18 protein-coding genes, 1 tRNA gene and 1 pseudogene are annotated in these 21,535 nt (G+C 66.0%); 11 read left to right on the top strand and 9 right to left on the bottom strand.

The annotated features are described in order from the left end of the window. Positions 1-71 precede the first annotated feature (71 nt). Together FM113_RS04710 and FM113_RS04705 are read left to right on the top strand one after the other, a co-directional pair. Positions 72-146 (top strand) — tRNA-Gln (locus FM113_RS04710). Between the two features lie 101 nt (positions 147-247). After that, complete coding sequence (locus tag FM113_RS04705) at positions 248-673, top strand: hypothetical protein (RefSeq protein ID WP_087012015.1); 426 nt, start codon at positions 248-250, stop codon at positions 671-673. 49 nt (positions 674-722) lie between these two features. Here FM113_RS04705 and FM113_RS04700 read toward each other — a convergent pair whose 3' ends face one another. Next, a complete protein-coding gene (locus FM113_RS04700; RefSeq protein ID WP_087012013.1) occupies positions 723-1,268 on the bottom strand; it encodes a ClbS/DfsB family four-helix bundle protein in 546 nt (181 codons plus the stop codon). Between the two features lie 203 nt (positions 1,269-1,471). On the opposite strand from FM113_RS04700, the gene FM113_RS04695 reads away from it, so the two are divergent. Continuing rightward, positions 1,472-2,566 carry an Abi family protein gene (locus tag FM113_RS04695; RefSeq protein WP_087012012.1) on the top strand — a complete coding sequence of 365 codons (1,095 nt, stop codon included), beginning with the start codon at positions 1,472-1,474 and terminating at the stop codon, positions 2,564-2,566. A 216-nt stretch (positions 2,567-2,782) separates the two neighbouring features. Further along, positions 2,783-3,736, top strand: coding sequence for an alpha/beta fold hydrolase (locus FM113_RS04690; protein WP_087012010.1), 954 nt, complete (start codon positions 2,783-2,785; stop codon positions 3,734-3,736). A 9-nt stretch (positions 3,737-3,745) separates the two neighbouring features. Here FM113_RS04690 and chrA read toward each other — a convergent pair whose 3' ends face one another. Next, positions 3,746-4,975 (bottom strand): chromate efflux transporter, encoded by a 1,230-nt coding sequence (gene chrA, locus FM113_RS04685; RefSeq protein WP_087012008.1) that lies wholly within the window; start codon positions 4,973-4,975, stop codon positions 3,746-3,748. A gap of 160 nt (positions 4,976-5,135) precedes the next feature. On the opposite strand from chrA, the gene FM113_RS04680 reads away from it, so the two are divergent. From FM113_RS04680 to FM113_RS04670, 3 genes are read left to right on the top strand one after another with little or no spacing between them, the layout of a single operon-like run. After that, positions 5,136-5,822, top strand: coding sequence for a TetR family transcriptional regulator (locus tag FM113_RS04680; RefSeq protein WP_087012006.1), 687 nt, complete (start codon positions 5,136-5,138; stop codon positions 5,820-5,822). Continuing rightward, the gene (locus FM113_RS04675) at positions 5,822-8,551 is read left to right on the top strand and encodes an ABC transporter ATP-binding protein/permease (protein ID WP_087012004.1); all 2,730 of its coding nucleotides are present in this window, start codon (positions 5,822-5,824) and stop codon (positions 8,549-8,551) included. The genes FM113_RS04680 and FM113_RS04675 overlap by 1 nt, the downstream gene beginning before the upstream one ends. Then, on the top strand, positions 8,548-10,308 hold the full coding sequence (locus tag FM113_RS04670; protein ID WP_087012002.1) for an ABC transporter ATP-binding protein: 1,761 nt from the start codon (positions 8,548-8,550) through the stop codon (positions 10,306-10,308). Before FM113_RS04675 ends, FM113_RS04670 begins: the two co-directional genes overlap by 4 nt. Here FM113_RS04670 and FM113_RS04665 read toward each other — a convergent pair. From FM113_RS04665 to FM113_RS04655, 3 genes are all read right to left on the bottom strand, one after another. Beyond that, positions 10,305-11,291, bottom strand: coding sequence for a diacylglycerol kinase family protein (locus FM113_RS04665; RefSeq protein ID WP_176387081.1), 987 nt, complete (start codon positions 11,289-11,291; stop codon positions 10,305-10,307). The two genes, FM113_RS04670 and FM113_RS04665, sit on opposite strands and share 4 nt — an antisense overlap. A 92-nt stretch (positions 11,292-11,383) precedes the next feature. Then, the gene (locus FM113_RS04660) at positions 11,384-13,018 is read right to left on the bottom strand and encodes a glycerol-3-phosphate dehydrogenase/oxidase (protein WP_087011998.1); all 1,635 of its coding nucleotides are present in this window, start codon (positions 13,016-13,018) and stop codon (positions 11,384-11,386) included. A 100-nt stretch (positions 13,019-13,118) separates the two neighbouring features. Beyond that, positions 13,119-13,751 carry a TetR/AcrR family transcriptional regulator gene (locus FM113_RS04655; RefSeq protein WP_087011997.1) on the bottom strand — a complete coding sequence of 211 codons (633 nt, stop codon included), beginning with the start codon at positions 13,749-13,751 and terminating at the stop codon, positions 13,119-13,121. A gap of 17 nt (positions 13,752-13,768) precedes the next feature. On the opposite strand from FM113_RS04655, the gene FM113_RS04650 reads away from it, so the two are divergent. From FM113_RS04650 to FM113_RS04640, 3 genes are read left to right on the top strand one after another with little or no spacing between them, the layout of a single operon-like run. Continuing rightward, complete coding sequence (locus FM113_RS04650; RefSeq protein ID WP_087011994.1) at positions 13,769-15,532, top strand: FAD-binding oxidoreductase; 1,764 nt, start codon at positions 13,769-13,771, stop codon at positions 15,530-15,532. 4 nt (positions 15,533-15,536) lie between these two features. Continuing rightward, positions 15,537-16,436, top strand: coding sequence for an SDR family NAD(P)-dependent oxidoreductase (locus tag FM113_RS04645; protein WP_176387080.1), 900 nt, complete (start codon positions 15,537-15,539; stop codon positions 16,434-16,436). Between the two features lie 58 nt (positions 16,437-16,494). Then, positions 16,495-17,466: a diacylglycerol kinase family protein gene (locus FM113_RS04640; protein ID WP_087011992.1), complete on the top strand. Its 972-nt coding sequence runs from the start codon at positions 16,495-16,497 to the stop codon at positions 17,464-17,466. 125 nt (positions 17,467-17,591) lie between these two features. On the opposite strand, the gene FM113_RS18405 is transcribed toward FM113_RS04640, so the two are convergent. From FM113_RS18405 to FM113_RS18400, 4 genes and pseudogenes are all read right to left on the bottom strand, one after another. Then, positions 17,592-17,885: a rhodanese-like domain-containing protein gene (locus FM113_RS18405; RefSeq protein ID WP_254908872.1), complete on the bottom strand. Its 294-nt coding sequence runs from the start codon at positions 17,883-17,885 to the stop codon at positions 17,592-17,594. A gap of 45 nt (positions 17,886-17,930) precedes the next feature. Continuing rightward, positions 17,931-19,343 (bottom strand): annotated as a pseudogene (locus FM113_RS04635) (rhodanese-like domain-containing protein); the annotation flags it as partial. A gap of 584 nt (positions 19,344-19,927) precedes the next feature. Further along, on the bottom strand, positions 19,928-20,302 hold the full coding sequence (gene trxA, locus FM113_RS04630; protein ID WP_087011990.1) for a thioredoxin: 375 nt from the start codon (positions 20,300-20,302) through the stop codon (positions 19,928-19,930). Between the two features lie 85 nt (positions 20,303-20,387). Beyond that, positions 20,388-20,576 (bottom strand): hypothetical protein, encoded by a 189-nt coding sequence (locus tag FM113_RS18400; RefSeq protein ID WP_087011988.1) that lies wholly within the window; start codon positions 20,574-20,576, stop codon positions 20,388-20,390. A gap of 305 nt (positions 20,577-20,881) precedes the next feature. Between FM113_RS18400 and FM113_RS18395 the strand changes: the two genes are divergently transcribed. Beyond that, a complete protein-coding gene (locus FM113_RS18395; protein WP_254908871.1) occupies positions 20,882-21,115 on the top strand; it encodes a metal-sensitive transcriptional regulator in 234 nt (77 codons plus the stop codon). Positions 21,116-21,535 lie beyond the last annotated feature (420 nt).

The raw sequence follows: 21,535 nt of genomic DNA, 5'->3' as shown, positions 1-21,535 counted from the left end.
TTGTGTTCGCGGCCCGAACGGGTAAAGTTAACTCCTGGTGCGGGGCTCCGAAAAGAGTCAAGTTCCAGCCATGGGATATGGTGTAATTGGCAACACAACGGTTTCTGGTACCGTCATTCTAGGTTCGAGTCCTGGTATCCCAGCCAATCACTCCCTCGGTTCTTCGGAACCGGGGGAGTTCGTGTTTTCCCACTGCGCTTGTGCCGCGCCTCTGTTGCCGGTGCCGCGCCTCTGCAATGATCATGTCATGCCACTTGTGGACCACATCGGAGTGACCGTCGCGGATCTCGACGTCGCTATTGCCCAGTGGGACCCGTTACTCACAGCGCTCGGGCTCGTCTCAGACGGACGCGAGTTCGAGGGCGGCGTTGCGTGGAACGCTGACGGCGAGACCGAGATCATTTTGTACCGCGCGTCGGTCACTGGGAGTGGGCCGCTCCGCTCGGGGCAGCTGGGGTGGCAGCACCTTGCGTTTGCGCTGGAATCTCGTGCCGCGGTCGAACGGGTTCACGGGATCGCCGTGCGGGCGGGGTGGACCTCGGTGCGCGACCCGAAGACATTCCCGCGGTTTTCGGAACGGTACTACGCATCGTTTATCGAAGACGAGACCGGTATTCGGGTGGAACTCATGCACAATCCACCGCAAACGTCCCCGCCCGACGGCGGTTCTTGAACTCCCATGGGGGTCTCACCCGGGGAATCGAGCTTGATTCCTGGTGGGGTTATGCGGTCGCCTGAGCGGCCCGAAGGTGTCGTCTGAGCTTCTGGATCGCCCAGTCATAGTGACTCGAGGTAGCGGAGACACAGTAGGAACCCAGGGACGTTGTTCCCGTCCACGGGAAGTGCTGCTTGGTGAAGAGTTCCTCGTCGGTGAACCCCGAGATGAGAGTGATGACGCTCTGGTGGCTCTCATCGAGCATGCGGAGGGCTGTGTCGAGCGGAGTCTGTTGATGCCGCTCCCAGATTGCAGCGTTCAGCTCGGCCGTTGTGCGCCACGTGTACGGCGCGGGGAGAAACGGCTGTGCCGAGCCCGTGCGGTTGGCCGCGACCCACTCGGTGAGGAGTCCGTGCCACTCAATGAGATGGACGACCACATCGCGTAGGTGCTGATCCCGCGCCCAGTGGGCTTCGGTCCGTGTGAAGTTCGTCCCGTAATAGAGGGGTGCCGCTTGCTCGCTCGCGCTCATGCCCGCAATCAATGCTCGCAGCTTCGCGTATCCTGCGGCCGCGGCATCGAGTAGATCCGCGCGGGTAGTCGGTCTCGCCATGAAGTCACGCTAGCAGGTGCGGTATCCGGGTTCGTGACGTTCACCTGACCGGGGCGAAACCTCCGAGTTTGCCACCCGAGTGCGGTGCACGCAGAAACCCAGCATGCTCTCACAGTCGAAGGCGAGATCGAAAATCATAGCCCCGGTCCGCTTGCTAGAGCAGAGGCGGGGCCGGGGCGTTGATCACATAGTACCATTGCGGCATGGAAGCTCATGGAGTCGACGCGATATATTCGGCACTCTCTGAGCAAAGACTCACTCCGTATCTAGCGCAGGCAGGAAATGACCGTGTGCACGCCCTGGAACTCTACGCGTGGAGCACGCAAATGTCAGCAGCACTATTTGAGCTGATCTCCCATCTAGAGGTTGCGCTTCGGAATGCGGTTGACCGAACGCTCAGCGCGCATTTTTCCGATGATCGTGTCGGGATACCTTGGTTCTTGCGTCGTCCACCCATGACCGCCAGTGCGTCTGAGCAGATTGAGTTGATCAGAGATCGGCTCCGTGGAAGTGGTAGGGACAACCGGCATCAGATTGTTGCGAACCTGAGTTTTGGCTTCTGGTCAGGCATGTTTGGGAAGGACTACGACGAGCTCTGGCGGGAGTGCCTCCACAAAGCTTTCCCCTACGGTGATGGGCGAAGGAAGACCATTGGTCCGGCATTGGAAGCCGTGCGGAAGCTGCGGAATCGAGTAGCGCACCATGACTCGGTGCTCGGCGTTGACGTACCTTTTGAGCAGGCTCGAATTCTGGAACTCAGCGGATACATTGCGCCCGAACTCCGGCAATGGCTTTCAAACATCGATCGGTGTACTCAAGTGTATGAGCAGCGACCACACTCAGAAATTGATTCTGTCGTTGTGCCAGCTGCGCAGGCCTGGGAGCTATATAGAAATTGTTCGGCCTACATCTGCCAGCCTGGCAGGAGTTTTCGAGCGGTCAAGCGGATGGCGTTTTACTCAGACCAACAGATACATCCCGAGTTCCCTGTGATCGTAGGTCGTCGAGACAACGTGGAATGGTCAGAAACAACGGCAAAGATGCTTGAAGAATCTGAGGAACGTGACGACCGAAAGATCGCGCGTATCATTCGTCGGTCCAAAGAACTTGGCTGGAATGGAGGGCGCTATCAGGTCTTCTTGCTTACGGCTTCGGATCATCCCGATCATCGTTCACGGTCGACGCCAATTCCTCATATCCGGCGTGGAAGAGGGACGGCCTTCGTGAGAAGTCAGAGGTATGTTTCGCTTCATAGTCTGCAGACCCATGCTACGACGGAAGATTATTACGGCGCGTAGGAGCTTGTCTGCTGTGGTCATGTTGTTGCGGTCATCGAAGCCTCCGGCTCCCTGAGACTGGCAAAGGTGCAGACTCTTGGGCGCACTCCACGACACCGAGGTATCCGGCTGGCCGCTCGCGTATCGCGGGCCCGGGCCATCTCCCAGGCCCGCTCGTCTGACGTCTGCCACGATGGTGAGATCCCCGTGCCACACAACGAATAGGTCATACGCCGCGTGAAAAAGCCCCTCAAGATCACCCTCATCGCACTCGGCACGGTCGCCGGACTCCTTGTCGCAACGCTCGCGACCACCACGATCGTGAACGCGGTGCAGACTCCGCGCGAGATTGCCGCGCTGACTCCGTACGGCGAACTCGTTGAGGTCGACGGGAAACAGATGAATGTGGCGGTGTTTGGTGAGGGGGATCAGACGATCGTGCTGACGCCAGGAGCGGGCACGGCATCGCCGGTCGCGGACTTTGCGCCGGTGATCGAAGGGCTCAAGGACGACTACCGGATTCTCGCGACTGAGCCGTTTGGGTATGGGTTCAGCGATCAGGCAGATACGCCGCGCACCACGGAGAATATCGTGAGCGAGATCCATCAGGCGGTCTCGGGCTTCGGCGTCGACGAGTACATTCTGATGGGACACTCGATCACGGGAATCTACGGGCTCGCGTACGCGAACACGTACCCCAACGAAGTGACCGCATTTGTCGGCATCGATACCTCGGTGCCTGAGCAGCCGGGAATGGATCAGGTGCCGGGCATTATCTCCGTTGCCCCCGCGCTTCGCGGCTTGGGGCTCCTTCGGGCCATGAACTCGCTGTCGGGCAACCCGCTCGAAGGTAATCCCGCATACTCGGATGAGGACCGTGAGCGCATGGATGTGCTGGCGATGCGGAACACTATGGCACCCACCTACCTCGACGAGGTGAATCACCTGGGGGAGAACTTCGCGAACGCGAAGGGCACAACGTTCCCGCGGGATCTTCCCCTCCTTTTGATGTACCAGGCAAATAACCCATCCTTCCCCACGTGGAACGCCATGCACGAGGCGCAGGCTGAGACTGTTGACTACGCGGTGACCCGCGAGATTGACGCAGATCACTACCTGCACCACACACGAAGCGACGAGGTTGTAGCGGCCACGCGCGAGTTCCTCGCCGGATTGCCCGCGCGCAGCTAAACGCTGTCGCTAGCCCAGACCTGAAAGGGCCGCGAGGAGACCGCCACCTGCGCCCACGCACACGATCAGCCAGGCCGGCTGCCGTGCCCAAGTGAGCAGCGCGAAGCAGCCCAGTGCGAGGGCGAGCTGCCACGGCCCAGTGATCGTGCTCGTGATTGCCGGGGTGATGAGTGCCGTCGTGAGGACCCCCACGACACCGGCGTTCGCGCCATGCATGAGGGCCGGTGCCCAGGCGCGGGCCTGCAATGATTTCCAAAAGGGGAGCACGCCCAGGAGGAGGAGAAACCCGGGGAGGAAGATTCCGCAGAGGGCGATGCCGGCACCAAGAATGCCGCCTGGCCCGAGGTCCGAGAGCGCGCCGAGGTAGGCCGCGAATGTGAAGAGCGGGCCGGGCACCGCCTGCGCGGCACCGTAGCCGGCGAGAAATGTCTCTGCGTTCAGATCCCCGGTCGCGACGATCCCCGATTCGAGGAGGGGGAGCACGACATGTCCGCCGCCAAAAACGAGCGCCCCGGCGCGGAACATCGTGTCGAACAGCGGAAGCCCTGAGTGGGGAAGTGCGAGTGCCAGGAGTGGGCCCCCAAGCAGGAACACCGCAAACACGGCGAGGCAGGCGAGGCCGGTTCGCCGTGACACTGTGAAGTGCAGTGGTGCGCTGCGTGTGGCGGGCACGCCGCGGCACCAGACTGTTCCGCCGAACGCACCGAGGGCGATCCCGGCGACCGGGCCGAGGGTGCCGCCGATGAGCAGCGCCGCAAGCCCCGCAGCGATCGCGATGAGCGCGCGGCGCACGTCTGGCGTGAGCGTGCGGGCCATCCCGAGCACCGCGTGCGCGATGACCGCCACCGCCACCACCTGGAGTCCGGCGAGAACGCCAGCACCGAGTGGGCTCTGCCACCGGTCCGCACCGAGCGCAAATGTGAACATGAGTACCGCGGAGGGCAGGGTGAACGCAAGGAACGCGGCGAGTGCTCCCCGGAGCCCGGCTCGGTGCAGTCCGATGCCGAAACCCACCTGACTGGACGTAGGGCCAGGAAGAAACTGGCACACGGCGACGAGATTCGCAAGCTGCGCATCCGTGAGCCAGCGACGCCGTTCGGTGATCTCCGTCCGGAAGTACCCAAGGTGGGCGACCGGTCCACCGAATGAGGTGAGGCCCAGCTTGCCAAACACTCGGAATACCTCCCACGCCGCGGCCCACGTGGCGTTCGGTGGTGTGGCTGGGGGCTGATGAGGCATGTGCCAACGGTAGTGGGGTCGGGGAAACTGTGGGTGAACGGGCGGACGGGGCGGACGGGGCGAGCACGAGCGCTGGATGGCGAATCCACGATTGCGCAATCAGCAGATCATGGTTAGGCTACCCTTTGTTTTGGGGGATAACTAACTCAGGGAGTGGCGCGTGGAGCGAGTCGGCGGCAGGCCACGTCAAGTGGAACTCAGCGACGTATTGCGCGCAGGTCGCCAGATCGGGCTGCGGGATCTGAGTCTCAGCGCGGTTGCCGGGAAGCTTGGTGTCTCCACCACCGCGCTCTACCGCCACGTGGACGGTCGATGGGGTCTCGAACGACTCATTGGCGAGGACATCCTGGGCGAACTCGAACTGCAGGATGACCCCGCGCAGGGTGTCGTCCCGCACCTGCTCTCGTCAACGCTGCAGCTGCGGGCATTTCTGCTCACCCATCCCGGGCTTGCGGGGTATGTGCAGACGCTGTTTCCTCGCGGGGCGGGCGGTCGGCGGGTGTTGGCGGCCGCGGGAGAGGCGCTCGAGCGGCGCGGCTACGCGCCCGAGGCTGCCGTCGTGCTGTTCGCGGCAGTTGCGTCGCTGGCGATTGGATTCGCCGCGGCGGAAGAGGCGCAGCGCGCACGCGACGAGGGCTTCGACGATGCCCGGCGCGAGGCGCACGGAGCGCTCCACACGGACCCGCGACTGGAACGCTCCCACCGGGATCTCCCCGAGATTGATGCCGAGGAATATGTGCGCATGTGGCTGGGGGCAGCGATCCGCGGGTGCGTCACGGCTGCGCCCCCGGGGATGACGCTGAACGAGATGCGCGCGGCTCTGCACGCAGCAGGAGAGGACCACTGATGGCCAAGCGAGGATTCACTGGCGCGATGACTCGGGCCTATGGGGCGCGGGATCACGAGGCGACCGTGACCGCGACCGAACTTGTCGCGCCCGGCTTTCGCCGGATCTGGCTCGTTGCACCCACACTGTTCGCGGACGCGGTCATCGCTCCCACGGCGTTCCTCAGGTTCTGGTTTCCGGATGCCGACGGTGGGGACACCGAACACCAGCGTGGCTACACAATGACGCATCCGGACGAGCGCTCGGGATCCTTTGCCATCGATATGGTGCTGCACGAGCCCGCCGGCCCGGCGTCGGCGTGGGCGCAGCGTGCCGAACCCGGGATGACGGTGCAGGTGACCTCCCTCGGCTCTACGCGCTTCGACCTCCCGAGTGAGCTGCCCGCCGGGTATCTGCTCATCGGCGATGCGGCATCGGTCCCCGCGATCAACGCGATCTTGGCGGAGCTCCCCGCCGAAACCCCGGCCGAAGTTGTGCTTGAGGAACACGCACCCCACGACCGACTGATCCCGATCGCCGCACACCCACGCGCCCGCGTGCGTTGGGTGCCGCGGCGGGGTGATACCTCACTCGCGGCGGCCATCGAGGCGCGCGACTGGTCGGACTGGTACGTCTGGACTGCTCCGGAGTCCGGCTCGCTGAAGCATCTGCGTGTCCGGCTGCGCGACGAGTTTGGTTTCCCGAAATCCGAAATCCATGCGCAGGCCTACTGGTACTTTGGCCGCGCGTTCGGGAAGAATCGTTCTGCCGCCGCGCGGGAGCCGGTCGTGTCGGGACGGGCAGTGCGGGATCAGCCAGCGCGGGATCAGCCAGCGCCGGATCAGCCAGCGCGGGATCAGCCAGCGCCGGATCAGCCAGCGCCGGATCAATCATTGCCGGATCAGCGAACGCCGAGTCAGGCCAGGCCGGATCAGCCGGCATCCGCCGCACCGAGTCCGCAGCGCGGGGTCTGGCGGTCTCAAGCTGGGGGCCGTCTGCTCCGGCCGCTGCGCCCTACCCTGATCGCGGCGGGCGCCGCGCAGGCGCTCATCACGCTTGTGCAACTGGCCCCGTTTGTGCTGCTCGTTGAGTTGTCACGTCGGCTCCTCACGGGCGCGCAGCCCGCGGATCTGTGGCCGCTGGGGGTCTGGGCGGTGGCGTTGATGGGCGCGGGCGTGCTGCTCTCCGCGGCGCTTGTCCTCTGGGTGCACGCGAATGACGCCCGGTTTGCTCGGGAGCTGCGGCAGCGGCTCCTCGGGAAGCTGTCTCGCCTGCCGCTCGGCTGGTTCGATGCCCGGGGCTCGGTCCAAGTGAAGCGAGTAGTGCAGGACGACACCCTTGCCTTGCACTATCTCGTCACTCACGCGGTGCCCGACGCTGTGAACGCCGTGGTCGCCCCCGTGGGCGTGCTTGTGTACCTGTGTGTTGTGGACTGGCGGATCGCGTTTGTGCTGCTGGTCCCCGTCTGTGCCTACATCTTGGGCATGGCCATCATGCTTGTGCAGTCGGGGCCGCGTGTGGCGGAGGCGAGTCGCTGGGCGGAGCGGATGGGGGTCGAGGCGGGGGCGTATCTCGCCGGTCAGCCCGTGATCCGAGTGTTTGGGGGTGCGGCTGCTTCGACCTTCCGCGGTCGCCTCGGAGAGTACGTCGATTTTCTGAACCGGTGGCAGCGTCCGCTTTCGGGCCAGAAGGGGTTCATTGATCTGGTCACGAGGCCCGCTACCTTCCTCCTGCTGATCTGCGGGATGGGGACGCTGCTTGTCACGACGGGCGGGTTGTCCCCGATTGCGCTGCTGCCGTTCCTTCTGCTGGGTACAACGTTCGGTACTCGCCTGCTGGGCATTGGCTACGGCCTGTCCGGGCTCCGAGAGGGACTGCTTGCTGCGCGCCGCATCCAGGTCACGCTCGACGAGACAGAACTCGTGATTCGCGAACCGGGCCCGGTGTGCGATGCCGAACACACACCCGCGGACGCTCCTCCAGCCATCGCCGGTGTGACCTGCGACGGCGTCGGCTTTGCCTATCGTTCCGGGGTCCCCGTACTGCAGGACATCACGCTGCAGCTAGACCCAGGCACGGTGACGGCACTCGTGGGGCCCTCAGGCTCAGGGAAATCGACGCTCGCCGCGCTTGTTGCCCGATTCCATGACGTGACGACTGGCGCGATCCGGATCGACGGCCGTGATGTGCGTGAGTTCACCCCCGAGGAGTTGTACGCGCGAGTGGGCTTCGTGTTCCAGGACACCCAGCTTGTGCGTGGCACGGTGCGCGAGAACATCGCGCTCGCGCGGCCCGGTGCGAGCGACGCAGCGGTCGAGGCGGCCGCGCGGGATGCCCAGATTCATGATCGGATCATGCGCCTGCCCCGCGGCTACGACACGATACTCGGCACTGATGCTGCGCTCTCCGGGGGTGAGCGGCAGCGGCTCACGATCGCACGAGCCGTGCTTGCAGACACTCCTGTGCTTGTGCTCGACGAGGCGACTGCCTTCGCTGATCCTGAATCGGAGTACCTTGTGCAGGAGGCGCTCACGCGGCTCACCGCGAACCGCACTGTGCTCGTGATCGCCCACCGACTCCACACAATCACCCACGCGGATCAGATCGTCGTCTTGGATCACGGCCGCATTGCCGAGTCCGGAACTCACTTGGAATTGCTCGCGCGGGAGGGCCGCTACCGCAGCTTGTGGGATGCAGGATCCGGCCCCTCCCCAGACAATGCACCCCTGACCCCGGAGGCGACCCGATGATCCGCACACTGATTGCCTTGCTCCCGGCGGGCAGCCGGCGCCGCGTTACTGCCCATCTGACGCTGACGGTGGTGAGCGTGGCGCTGCGCGCCGCGGGCGTGGTCATGCTCGTGCCGCTCGTCGCGGCCCTGTTCGGAGCCGAGCCAAAGACAGCTTGGCCGTGGCTGGCGGGCCTCGCCATCGTGACGATCGCGGGGTGGGTGGTAGACACCGCCGCGATGCGAATTGGATTCGATCTGGGCTTCGGTGTGCTTGAGTCCGGTCAGGACACGGTTGCCGAACACCTCACTGATGTGCGGCTCACCTGGTTCACGAGCGGTCATACAGCGACCGCTCGGCAGGCTGTCGCGGCCTCCGGGCCGGATCTTGTCGGCCTCATCATCTATCTCGTCACGCCGCTGATCGGTGCGGTGCTACTGCCGCTCGCGATCGGGCTGGCCCTCCTGCCCATTGCCTGGCAGCTGGGCGTGACCGCGCTCGTGGGGGTGCCGATCTTGCTCCTGGCGTTCTGGGCGTCGGGACGTTTCAGCCGAGAAGCCGACAGCGTGGCCGCGGACTCCAATGCGGAGCTGACCGAGCGGCTGATCGAGTTCGCACGCACGCAGCACGCACTGCGGTCCGCACGTCGAGTCGCGCCTGAGCGGAGCCACGTCGGGGAGGCGCTCGCCGCCCAGCACGGGGCCACGGTGCGGCTGCTTCTGTTGCAGTTGCCCGGGCAGCTCGTGTTTGGGCTTGCGAGCCAGCTCGCGCTGATCCTGCTCGCGGGAACCGTCGTTGTGCTCACCATGCGCGGGGGACTCGCGGTCCCCGAGGCGATAGCTGTGATCGTGGTGATCGTGCGCTATCTTGAACCGTTCACGGTGCTTGCCGAGCTCTCGCCGGGCGTGGAATCCACGACCGGTGCCCTGCGCCGCATTCGCGAGGTGCTCGAGGCACCCACAGTTCCCGCCGGATCGGCTGCGCTGCCACGCACCGCAGCACAGGCCGCGCCCGAGGTCGAGCTCCGCGGCGTCAGCTTCGGCTATGGCACAGCGACCGCGGTGCTCGCCGACTTTGATCTCACGCTCGCACCGGGGTCGACAACGGCGATCGTGGGTCCATCGGGCTCGGGCAAGAGCACAGTGCTCGCCCTGCTCGCGGGAGTGAATGAGCCGAGCGCCGGCCAGATTCTGGTGGACGGTCAAGACGTCTCGGAGCTGACGCGCGAGGCGCGCCGGGAGCTCGTCAGTGTGGTGTTTCAGCACCCCTTCTTATTCGACGGGAGCGTACGTGAGAACGTGCTCGTCGGACAGCCCGACGCGAAGCCGGAAGCGCTGCGCACCGCCGGAGAGCTCTCTCGGGTCACCGCGATCGCTGAGCGGTTGCCGGATGGCTGGGAGACGCGTGTGGGTGAGGCCGGCGGCGGTCTCTCCGGCGGCGAACGGCAGCGCGTCTCGATCGCCCGTGCGCTCCTGAAACCCGCCCCGATACTGCTTGTTGACGAGGCGACAAGCGCCCTCGACACCGAAAACGAGGCCGCGGTCACGGCCGCGCTGACGGGCGATGCGATCCCGCGCACCCGTGTCATCGTGGCACACCGCCTCAGCAGCATTCGGGAGGCCGATCGTGTGGTGTTCGTGGAGGACGGTGCAATTGTCGAGGATGGCGGAGTCGCGGAGCTGCTTGCGGCAGGCGGCCGTTTTGCGGAGTTCTGGCGGCAGCAGGACGCGTCGGCTGGGTGGCAGATCGGCGGGAGTTCTCCGCCCCCAGGTTTCTAGCCTTGCCCGACCGCCGGGGCGTCCGGCCCTGTGAGCACGCGCAACACCGCCGGGCGCACGGTGATCGATGCGGGGAGCGTGCCGACGCGCTCGCCGTCGACGTAGACTCCGAGGGGCTGATCCGCCGAGAGCTGGAACTCGCGCCCTGAGTCACTCTCGACGCCGCGGAAGCCGAGGTGCACACCGCGGTACGCGGAGAGCAGCACGGCCGCGACGCGCGCAACCGATCCGCCCCACAGGCCCACAACGTCGAGCTGACCGTCGTCGATGCGTGAGTGTGGGCTGATGCGGATCCCGCCGCCGTACTGACCGTGATTGGCGATCGCAACGAACCAGCCGCGGCCGGATCGCTCCCGACCGTCGACAGTCAGTGTGTAGTGTGCGCCGCGGAATTGGAAGAGCGCGCGCACACCGCCGACGAGGTACGTGAACGGCCCGAGCTTCCACCGCACGGCGTTGCCGAGTTCGTTTGCGACGCCGTCGAAACCTGTGGCGCAGACCCCGAGATAGCCGAGGCCGCGTGCAGCGACGCCGTCGTTGGTCGTGATCCACGCAAGATCGCTGCGGTGTTCCCGAAGCGTAGGAAGGCGGCGCACGGTCGCGGCGGGGTCCAGGCCGAGTCCAAAGCGGCGTACCGTGTCGTTGCCGCGGCCACCCGCGAGCGGGAGCAGGAGCGCACCGGTCTCCGCAGCGGCACCCGCGGCCGCTCCGATGAGGCCGTCACCACCGAGCGCGAGCACGAGGGCGTCGGGGCCCGCCGCCCGCACTCGCGCGGCAGCGTCAGCGAGGCTCTCGCTGCGGTGCACGTGGGTGCGGATGCCGTGCGCGGCAAGCTCCGCGACCACGGCACCGAGGGCACGTTCACCGCGTCCGCCGCCGGAGACAGGGCTCACGAGGAGGAGTACCCGTCGCGACATCCAGGTCGCCCCGGGAAGGCGCGATGGATCCGGAGGGGTGGAAGCAAAACGTGCGGACTCGGTCATGTGAGCTTCAGTGCTCCTTCGCGGGTCGGGGCGGGTGTGATCTGGGGCCATTGAGGTGTGGACGTGCTCGCAGCGTAGCGGGTGTGGTGCGATCAGCTGAAACCCGCCGCGCGCACGCGTTCTATGAGTGCGGTGACTGCGGGGAGCGCCGTGCGTGCGAGGTCCGGATCGAGCGCGAGGCGCGAGCGCCGTTCCAGCACGTCGTCCGGGCTCCGCGCACCCTCGGCCCGCACCGCGAATACAACCTCCGCGCCCGTCACCGCAGACCCCGGGGCAACCTCAGCTGCCAGCAGCGGATCCGCCGTCGCGAGCGCCGCAATCCGAGACCGCTCGGCACCGTAGCGAGCGGTGAGCCTGGCCGAGACCGCGCCACCGGGGTCGGGTGCCGGCCAGGCGAACGCGCCGAAGTCTCCGGATCCCGGGGCCCCGAGCAGCGGCACACGCGCGGTGACGGATCGGGCAGCGCGGTGTGTTGCGCCGAATCCGAGGCGGCGGGCAGCCGCGTCGACGGCATCCTCTGCCATGCGACGGTACACAGTGAGCTTGCCGCCCGTGATGGTGATGGGTTCGCCCGGTTCATCGCGCACTAGATGCCGGCGCGAGGCCGCGGCGGGGTCATCACCTGCGCCGATCAGCGGCCGAAGGCCTGCGAAACTGCTCAGCACATCGGAACGGGTGAGTGGGGTGTCGAGCGCGGCGCTCGCGGTGCGGAGGAGGAAGTCGATGTCGGCTTCCGGGACGGCGGGGTTGTAGCCGTCGGCACCCGGGGCAGGGTCATCGGTGAGGCCCAGATAGCACAGGCCGTTCGATTGGGGGAGCACAAACACGTACCTGCCAAAGTGGCCGGGCACGGGTACCGTGAGTACCGTCCGGGGATCTCCGAACACCGCCGAGCGGAACACGAGATGTGTGCCGCGGCTCGGGGTGAGTGGAAGACCGGGCGCGAACTCCCCGGACCACACACCTGCCGCGTTGATGACGACTTTTGCGCGCACCCGCTCGCCGGAGCCCAGCCACGCCTCAGTGGCGGTAGCGTGACGCACCGGGCAGCCGGTGATGATGTGGGCGCCGTGTCGGGCTGCGGTGCGGGCGAGGGCTACGACGAGCCGGGTGTCGTCCTCGAGCGCTCCGTCCCAGTACACAAGACCGCCGCGCAGCCCGTGTTCGCGGAGGGTCGGGGCGAGGAGCCGCGCGCCCCGGGCGTCCACGCGGCGCGGCCGGGGGAGCACCTGTGCGGAGAGGCCGCTTGCAGCTCGCAGCACGTCCGCAAGACGTATTCCGGTCTCGGTGAGGGCATCGGCAGTGCGGGATCCGGCAGTGCGGGATCCGGCAGTGCGGGATCCGGCAGTGCGTGCACCGGTTTCATCCGCTCCGGTACCGGCGAAGCGGGGCACGAGGAATGCGCGTGGACGCACGAGGTGGGGTGCGATCCTGCGCATCAGCGCCGCCCGTTCCACCGCGGACTCCCACGCGAGAGGCAGATCGCCGTGGGCGAGGTAGCGGAGTCCACCGTGCACAAGCTTTGAACTGAAGCCGCTTGTGCCGCTGGCCAAGTCGCGCGCTTCGCACAGTGCCACGCTGAGTCCGCGTGTGGCGGCATCGAGTGCAACTCCCGCCCCGGTGACGCCACCGCCGATGACAAACACGTCGACTTCATGCTCGGCAAGGTGGGCGAGTGCGGCCGCCCGTGTTGCATCGTTGAGGTCACCGGGTCGTTCGGAAAACATGCTGCTCCCGTCTCGGGCCGTCGGCAGTGCCGACCCGTCGTAGTGGGTGGTGCGTGAGTGAAGTGTTCAGTTGTGGGCGGGCTCAGACAGAAGAGTTCCCTCAGTTCAGCTGAGCACTGTGGACGTCAGCTGTGTTTGCAAGCGCGGCCGCGACAAGTTCAGTGAGCTCGGTGCTTGTGCGTTCGAAGGCGCCATCTGCCCGGAGGAGGGGCGCGCCGAGCGCGACGCCGCGGAGCAGGAACAGCAGCGTTAGGGCACTCGCCGCCGACGGGGCGATTGAGCCGTCTGCGATCCCCGCGTCACGAAGCTCCGCGATGGCCGCAAGCACAACCTCTTGGCTGCGGCCCAGGCGACCGCTGAGATAGGGTTCCAGCAACTCGGGCTGGTGGGTGCGCACCGACGCGACGAGTTCGGAGGCGACAAATTCGCGGGCCCCGGCACCGAGGAACAGGGCGAGTCGGGTGGCCCCGGAGACCGTCGTGCCCGGAGCTGGGAGCGTGGCCTGGACCCGCGCAACGGCACGGGTGAACTCGCGGGTGAGCGCGAGGAGGATCGCGTTGTCCATGCTGCCCATTGCCCGGTATACGGTCATGCGAGACATCCCGGCGGCGTCGGCGACGTCCTGTGCCGTGAGTTTCCGGGGTCCGTAGCGCCGAATCCCATCGGCCACGGCGTCGAGAATCTCGGCATCACGCACCTCAGTCACCGAGGGGGTGTGACGTTGTGCGTTCATGTGTCACACTGTAACGCATGGCCGCCGATGTGACCGAAACTGTTCCTGAAGCTCCCTGGTGGGGGTGGGCCCCACAGGGCCCCGACGGTGGGTTGCCTGAGGGGGTGCGGCGGGTGCTGCGCGAGCGTTTCGGGGGTGAGCTTCCCGGCGGCACCGCACCGGTTCCCGCGGCCGAGGCTGTACTGCCAGATCCGACGCTCAGTTCGGAGGCACTTGCCGCACTCATCGCTGCCGTGAATCCGGGGGCGGATGGCCCGGGCGGAGGCCCCAGCCAGGGATCAGGCGGCAGCGTCTCCCAGCGCTCGGAAGATCGACTCCGCCACGCGGCGGGCAAACACACTCCAGATCTGCTGCGCCAGCGGGCGGGGCGGCCGCTCGCCGCACCTGACGCGGTTGTGCGACCCGCGTCGACCGCAGTGATCCCCGCGATACTCGCGGCGTGCGTCACCCATCGCGTCGCGGTCGTGCCCTTTGGTGGCGGCACGAGTGTTGTCGGAGGGGTTGCTCCGCTCAGGGGGTCGCAGCACGCGGTGATCGCTCTCGACCTCACAGGTCTTGCCGCATTGCGCGGACTGAACGAGACCGACCGCACCGCGACCTTCGAAGCGGGTATCCGCGGCCCAGCACTTGAGGCGGCGCTGGCATCTCGCGGCTTCACGCTCGGCCATCTGCCGCAGTCGCACCAGCAAGCCACGCTCGGCGGCTACGCGGCAACCCGTTCTGCAGGTCAGGCCTCCACCGGCTACGGTGCCATCGCGGACCTCATCACCGGGATCCGGATCGAGACGCCCACGGGAGCGCTCGCACTGGGTGGCCGCGGCCCAGCTTCGGCCGCCGGCCCCGATCTGCGGCACCTTGTGATCGGAAGCGAGGGCACACTCGGCGTGATCACCGAGGTCACAGTTGCAGTCCGGCCCCGCCCGACCCAGAAGGCATACGGGTCATGGGCGTTCCCGTCGTTCGCAGCCGGAGCTGAAGCCGTGCGCGCACTCGCACAGCTTGGTTTGCCGGGGGACCTGCCCGAGGTGTGCCGGTTGAGCGACGAGGAGGAAACCGGACTGACCCTCGCGCAGTCTGTGAGCACCGGCACGAAGCTGTTGCGGCGCTGGCTTGAGATGAGAGGGATCCACACCCCGGCGCTGTTGCTCGGTGTCTGGGAAGGGACGACCACGCGGGTACGCGGCCGCCGCGGCCGTGCCGCGAAGATCCTGCGACGCTATGGTGGGGTCCCCACAACGGGGATTCCGGCTGCCGCGTGGGACGACGGACGATTCGGGGCACCGCGCTTGCGGGACGAGTTGCTGACCGTTGGGGTATTTGTTGACACACTCGAAACCGCCGCCCCCTGGTCCCGGCTTGACACGACGCATCGCGCCGTCGTGGCGGCGATCCGCGGGGCGCTTGAGGTCGGGGGAGGCGAGGCCGGGTCTGCACAGCCTTCCTCGGCGGCGTCGTCTCCCGCGCCGTCGTCTCCCGCGGCAGTGCAGGGGCACGTGTCCCATGTGTATCGGGACGGGGCCTCCCTCTACTTCACGTTCATCGCCGCGGCAGAGACCGACCCGATCGCACAGTACAACCGCGTGAAACGGGCCGCGAATGCGGCAATCCTCGCGCAGGGCGCCACGATCACACACCACCATGCAGTCGGCACGGAACACGCAGCGATGCTGGAGGATGAGATTGGATCGGTCGGGGTTCGTGTGCTTCGCGCCGCCCGCGCTGAGGTAGACCCCACAGGCATTATGAACCCGGGCAAGCTGCTCGGAGACGGGAACACGTGACGCGATGGCGCTCAATCGAACACGACAGCAATCTGGCACCGCTCGGGTCGAGCAGGACGTGATGCGCGGGGCCACCGTGCTGATCACCGGTGCAGCCCGCGGCATGGGCGAACTCTACGCGCGTCGTGCCGCGCGTGAGGGGGCCGCCGCGATCGCGCTGTGGGACATTGATACAGAGCGGGCGGAAGTGCTCGCCGCTGAACTCGCCCAGACCCCCGCCACTGTGCGGGGTGGATCCTCGCCCCGGGTTCGCGTCTTCGACGTCAACGTGGCCGACCGCGAGGCGATCCTGCGCGGCGTCGCGGAGACCCGCAGCGAACTGGGAGATCCGGACATCCTCATTAACAACGCGGGAATTGTGCGCGGGGCGCTGTTCTGGGAACACGACGCGGAACGTGACATTGAGCTCACGATGCGGATCAACACCCTCGGTCCCATGTGGCTCACGCGCGCGGTGCTGCCCGCCATGATCGCGGACACGTCACGGCCCAAGCGGATCCTCAACATCGCGTCCGCCGCGGGCACGCTCGCGAATCCGCGCATGAGTGTCTACGCGTCCTCGAAGTGGGCGATGATCGGGTGGGCGGAGTCACTGCGACTTGAACTTGAGAGCGAGGGACACCGCCACGTCGCCGTCACAACGTTTTGCCCGAGCTTTATCTCGACCGGGATGTTCGCCGGGGCACGCGGGCCGCTGATGACCCCGATCATGACCCCGCCGCAGGCGGTGCGTGCGGCCTGGAACGGGATGCTCGCGGGCACGCCAATGGTGCTGAAACCCTTGACAGTGAAGCTTGCGATGGCCTTCCGCGGCGTGCTGCCCACGCGCGCCTGGGACATCGTGGCCGGGCGCGTGTTCCGGGTGTACTCCTCGATGGACAAATTCACGGGGCGCGGGGAATAGGATTCGGGGCACGGAGTGTCGCGGCACCGCGGGCTCCACGGGACAGGGAGGCACCGCAATGAGCGCAGCGCACGTGGGGATCGTGTGGAACCCGTCGAAGACCGAACGAGAGATGCTGGAGGCAGCGCTCGCCGAGGCGTGTGTTGCCGATGGTACTCAGCCCGTGGTGACCTGGCATGAGACCAGCGTCGAGGATCCGGGCCGCGCTGCGTCCCAGGCCGCCCTCGACGCGGGAGCCGACCTGATATGTGCTGCGGGCGGTGATGGCACAGTGCGCGCGGTTGCTGAGCACCTCGCGGAGCTGAGCGCGAAATCCGCATCGGCGAGGCCCGTCGCGGAGCTCGGCGTGATTCCACTTGGCACGGGGAACCTCTTGGCACGAAACCTCGACGTTCCACTCAACGATCCCGCGGCCGCGTTCATGCGCGCGCTCACCGGGGTGGCACAGCCACTCGACATTGGCTGGGCCGAGGTCGTGCTCGTCGATGGTGAGACTCAGCGGCACGCATTCGCCGTGATGGCGGGCTTTGGGATCGATGCGCACATGATCACTGAGACCAGCGACGACCTCAAAGACCGCGCGGGCTGGCTCGCATACGTTGAGTCGCTGGGACGTGCGGTATCGGCGAGCGAGGTGATCGGCGTGCGTGTGGCGCGCGACGGCGGCGAAGCTGTGGCTGAGGAAGCGCACACACTGATTGTCGGAAACTGCGGGATGTTGCAGGGCGGGATCACGCTGCTCCCCGATGCAGATCCCGCCGACGGTGAACTTGATGTGCTTCTGTTGCGTGCGGCCGGAATTGCTGGGTGGGCCGATACCCTGCGCAACATGGTCTGGGATAACGGAGTGAAGCGGTTCCTCACACGAAGCGACACGGCGCAAAGCAGCGCGAGCACGGCGCACGCGCGTTTCACCGAACTCACGATCGAGCTCGACGAGTCGCGTGTGTTCGAGGTCGACGGCGACGATCTGGGGGAAGTGACGCGGATCGAGATCACAGTGCAGCCGGAGGCGCTTCGGGTTCGCTAGGCGCTGTGCTGTGCTGTGCTGTGCTGTGCTGTGCCATGCCATGCCATGCCATGCCATGCCATGCCATGCCATGCCATGCCGTGCAGTGCCGCTGCGCGTGGGTTCTGTCGCCGACTGGCCCCGGCCTACTCGATAATGGGGAGCCCCGTTGCGGCCGCGGCCTCCGCGAGCGATCCCAGGTTTGTGACATTCGCGAAGCCTGCAGCGAGCAAGAGTTCCCTTGCCTGTCCTGAACGGTTGCCGGAGCGGCAGTAGAGCAGGATCTCGGCCTGTGGGTCGAGGTGTGGGATCGCGATCGGGAATTCTCCGGCCGTAAAGTCGAGGAGCCGGGATCCGGCGAGGTGTCCGGTCGCGTACTCCTCGGCCGTGCGCGCGTCGATCAGGATTGCGGTTGTCGACGCTGGATCGAGCGTTGTCACTGAGCCCTGCGTGATGTTCGGCTCGTGGCCCCGCTCCGGAGTATGGCCCGGTACCGCGGCCCAGCCGAGATAGCTGCCTTCCAGCTCGGCGACATCGTAGCCCGCCCGGCGCAGGGCGCTCGCCGCAACACTATTCCGAACGCCACTCTGGCAGTACGTGATGAGTGTCCCGTCGCCGGGAGCAGGCAGCGCGTCTAGGTGCCACAGGAGGCGTCCTCCGGAGAGCTGAGTCGCGCCCGGCACATGCCCGTCCGCGTATTCAGTCATATTCCGCACATCGAGCAGGAAAGCGGGGGCACCTCCAGTGCGGCGGGTGTCGGCGAATTCTTCGAGGGTGACCGTGCGCGGGCGGACAAGGTCGAGCCCCTTCAAGGTTGTGACAAAGCCGCGCACGGTGTCGATTCCGACACGCACAAGGTGATCCCGGAACACCTCAGCCTCTGTGCGTGATCCGGCGAGCAAGATAAGTGGCCGCGCTTCCTGCTCAGGATTCACGACCCACGCGCCATAGCTCGCGACCTTGTCTGGACCGGGGATATTGAGCGATCGAGCAACTGTTCCCGAGTGGACCGCAGCGTGGTGACGAGTATCGACGAGGATCGCGGAGTCTGTTTCGAGTGCTGCAGCGAGATCCGGCGTCGAGAACTCTGCGAGGATGGGGAACTCACCGAGGACCGTCGGGCCGACGCGGTTCTGTGTTTTCATACGGCCAAAGTAGGCGTGTGCGTCGGGTTGTCCGTTGAGGAGCTCGGCGATGAAGCCCTCAGAATCGTTGGCCTGCAGGTACTTTGCCCACCAGGAGAAGTGTCGCTCGTAGCCAACTGTCGAAGACGGGATCGAGCCGAGCGCCTTGCCACAGGCCGAGCCTGCACCGTGTGCGGGCAGCACCTGCACATAGTCGGGAAGGCTGAGGAAGCGATCGCGGAGGCTGGCGAACAGATCCGCCGCTCCAGCGAAACGGGTGTCGACGCCGCCCGCCGCTTCATCGAGCAGATCGGGCCGGCCAAGATCGCCGACGAAGACAAAGTCTCCGGTCAGCATGAAGCCTGGCTCGCTCGACTGCGCGCCGTCGGTCACGAGGAACGAGAGATGCTCGGGAGTGTGCCCCGGTGTGTGCACCGCCTCCAATGTGATGTTGCCGAGCGCGATCTGCTGTCCGTGCCGCATACGGACTGCAGAATCAAAGCCCTCGCCGTAGCGCCAGTCGGGCCCGCCTTCGTCCGACACGAACATCGTGGCACCGGTGCGCGCGGAGAGTTCTCGAGTGCCCGAAAGGTAGTCGGCGTGGATGTGGGTCTCGGCGACCGCCGTGATCCGCAGGTTGTGCCTGGCAGCGAGCTCGACGTAGACGTCGGTGTCGCGACGCGGATCCACCACGATCGCCTGGCCCCTCGCCTGGCAGCCGATGAAATAGCTCGCGTGTGCAAGGTCTTCGTCGTAGATGCGTTCGAGCAGCATGGGGCTCCTTGTGGTGAGGCGGTGAGGCGGATTAGTGAGGCGGCGAGGCGGATTGGTGAAGCGGCGAGGCGGTGAGTGATGGGCTGTGGGCTGTGGGGCTATGGGCGATTGGGTTGTGCAGTTCGGGTGGTGTGGCGGGGCCAAAGGGGGCTCTGGGGTTGGGGCCCCGCTGCGAGCTGCGTAGCCGCGGGACGGGGGCTTGGGTGCATACGCGAACGCGAACGCGAATGCGAATGCGGCTAGCGGTCGCAGTTGCAGCGGTCGGCGATAGCCACGCCAGCGAGGGCTTCTTCGACGTGCTGGCCGCAGCCAGCCCAGCTCGGCTTGCCGCAGCTTTCACAGGAGATTCGTGCGCACATGATGTGGTCCTTTCGAGTGGATGATCGGTGGGATAGGTGTGATAGGAGAACTCAGCGAGATCAGTAGGATGGTGAGCCGGGCAGGGTCGGGGTGAGCTTGGGAGCGTGCTCCGGGCCTGACAGAGGGATCCTGTGCCTGAACCTTGGGTCGATGTTGCAGCAGTGGCTGCACGTGTTGGGCGTGGCGACAGTTGTGGGCCCAGATCGGGACTTGGGTAGTTCCGGCTACTCGGCTTGCGCGGCCTGTTGGGCATCAAGTTGCTTCCGCACGTCCTCCATGTCGAGCTCCCGCGCGCCCTGTACCAACTGCTCAAGCTGCGGGGCACCGAGCGCCCCCGGCTGCGCGTAGACGAGGATGCCGTCACGGAACACCATCAGGGTGGGGATCGAGGTGATCTGAAACTCAGCGGCGAGCTGCTGCTCGGCTTCGGTGTCGACCTTGCCGAAGGTGATATCGGGGTGCTGCTCTGAGGCCTGTTCGAACACTGGAGCAAAGGAGCGGCACGGCCCACACCATGCGGCCCAGAAGTCAATAAGAGTGATGCCGTCCGCGGCAACTGCGCTGGGGAAGGATTCAAAGGTCAGGTTGGTGGTAGCCATTGCGGGGTCCTATCGAGGGGAGCTGGAGTGTGGCGATGTGGCTTGTGTGCCAGTTTTCGGCTGGTGAAGTGCCAGCACAGTGTGACTAGCGGCCGAAGAGTCGGGCAAAGAAGCCAGGGCCGCGGGCCGATTTCGCGGCCGCAATCTCTGACGGGGTATGTGATCCGTTGCACCATTCCGAGGCCGGCACTGACATTTTCACCATCGCGACGTGCTGACCGCAGCCGGCCCATGTTGTCTTGGAACAGGTGCGGCATGTTGTCGGTCGACACATGGGGGAGAGCTCCTTCGAATTGCCCGGTGCCCTGATGTAACGCGCAACTCCGGGACGTAGTTGGATGAACGGGATGTCACCTGTCCGTATACCCCAGGGGGTATTTGTGAGGTTCGCTTTGACTATACCCCAGGGGGTATCATGTGAGTCAAGTTCTCCCTGAAGAAAGGACTCCTATGTCTGCATCACGCATTGTTCTGTCCGCTGGCGGAACTGATTCTTCCGTTGCTGGTTCCGCGAGCGACGGTGTTGACGCGGGATCAGCTGCGCCGGGTCTTGGTGCATCCCCGGAGGCGAAGCGGAAGATCGCGAATCGTCTGCGTCGGGCGCATGGCCAGTTGGCGGCAGTGATCGAGGCGGTCGAGGGGGAGGCGCACTGCCGGGACGTTGTGCAGCAGCTCTCGGCGGTGTCGAAAGCTATTGACCGTGCTGGCTTTCTCGTGATTTCGACGGCGTTGCAGGAGTGCATCTCGGATCCCGATGCTGAGGGGGCCACGAAACCTGAGGAGCTCGAAAAGCTGTTCCTTTCTTTGGCGTAACTCGTGTGTGGTCTCCCGTGGGTTCCAAGTGTGTCTTGAGCCGTTCCACATCTGGTCGCGCGGAAAGGCCGGGTCGGTGCGTGGTTGGCTACGCGCAAGAGTTCACAGATGTGACATCGGCGCTGGGCAGAGGAGCCCATCTTGTGTCTGTGCGCTGGGCGGCGGCTGCCCTGGCCATCTGCGTTGCTACTCGCTCAGGAAGCGAGTTCATCGGAGTGTGGCCACTGCGTGTTTGTCAGAATGGGTGAGTTTCGGAGTCTTCCGTTAGCTCTGGGCGGCCGGGCCCTATGGGAGCCTCGGGCCCTGAATTGCTGAGTATCGGGTTTCGGTCCGGGGGGTCATTTTGCAATGGTTGAGCTGTGGAAGTGTCGGCGGGTGGTTCGATGACGGGTACGAACCTCACCCGGCTTGGTGGCCGGT

This window comes from Leucobacter sp. 7(1) (genome assembly GCF_900163635.1).
GTDB lineage: Bacteria > Actinomycetota > Actinomycetes > Actinomycetales > Microbacteriaceae > Leucobacter.
The sequence above is the reverse complement of the archived record's forward strand: the minus strand, read 5'-3'. Positions and strand labels throughout refer to the sequence as shown.

What these genes read in the sequence shown, in the direction of transcription:
- chrA (WP_087012008.1), bottom strand. Translation starts at nt 4,975, where the DNA reads ATGCCTCATCAGCCCCCAGCCACACCACCGAACGCCACGTGGGCCGCG.
- FM113_RS04640 (WP_087011992.1), top strand. Translation starts at nt 16,495, where the DNA reads ATGAGCGCAGCGCACGTGGGGATCGTGTGGAACCCGTCGAAGACCGAA.
- FM113_RS04705 (WP_087012015.1), top strand. Translation starts at nt 248, where the DNA reads ATGCCACTTGTGGACCACATCGGAGTGACCGTCGCGGATCTCGACGTC.
- FM113_RS04700 (WP_087012013.1), bottom strand. Translation starts at nt 1,268, where the DNA reads ATGGCGAGACCGACTACCCGCGCGGATCTACTCGATGCCGCGGCCGCA.
- FM113_RS04665 (WP_176387081.1), bottom strand. Translation starts at nt 11,291, where the DNA reads ATGACCGAGTCCGCACGTTTTGCTTCCACCCCTCCGGATCCATCGCGC.
- FM113_RS18400 (WP_087011988.1), bottom strand. Translation starts at nt 20,576, where the DNA reads ATGTGTCGACCGACAACATGCCGCACCTGTTCCAAGACAACATGGGCC.
- FM113_RS04650 (WP_087011994.1), top strand. Translation starts at nt 13,769, where the DNA reads ATGGCCGCCGATGTGACCGAAACTGTTCCTGAAGCTCCCTGGTGGGGG.
- FM113_RS04655 (WP_087011997.1), bottom strand. Translation starts at nt 13,751, where the DNA reads ATGAACGCACAACGTCACACCCCCTCGGTGACTGAGGTGCGTGATGCC.
- trxA (WP_087011990.1), bottom strand. Translation starts at nt 20,302, where the DNA reads ATGGCTACCACCAACCTGACCTTTGAATCCTTCCCCAGCGCAGTTGCC.
- FM113_RS04660 (WP_087011998.1), bottom strand. Translation starts at nt 13,018, where the DNA reads ATGTTTTCCGAACGACCCGGTGACCTCAACGATGCAACACGGGCGGCC.
- FM113_RS04675 (WP_087012004.1), top strand. Translation starts at nt 5,822, where the DNA reads ATGGCCAAGCGAGGATTCACTGGCGCGATGACTCGGGCCTATGGGGCG.
- FM113_RS04670 (WP_087012002.1), top strand. Translation starts at nt 8,548, where the DNA reads ATGATCCGCACACTGATTGCCTTGCTCCCGGCGGGCAGCCGGCGCCGC.
- FM113_RS04645 (WP_176387080.1), top strand. Translation starts at nt 15,537, where the DNA reads ATGGCGCTCAATCGAACACGACAGCAATCTGGCACCGCTCGGGTCGAG.
- FM113_RS04695 (WP_087012012.1), top strand. Translation starts at nt 1,472, where the DNA reads ATGGAAGCTCATGGAGTCGACGCGATATATTCGGCACTCTCTGAGCAA.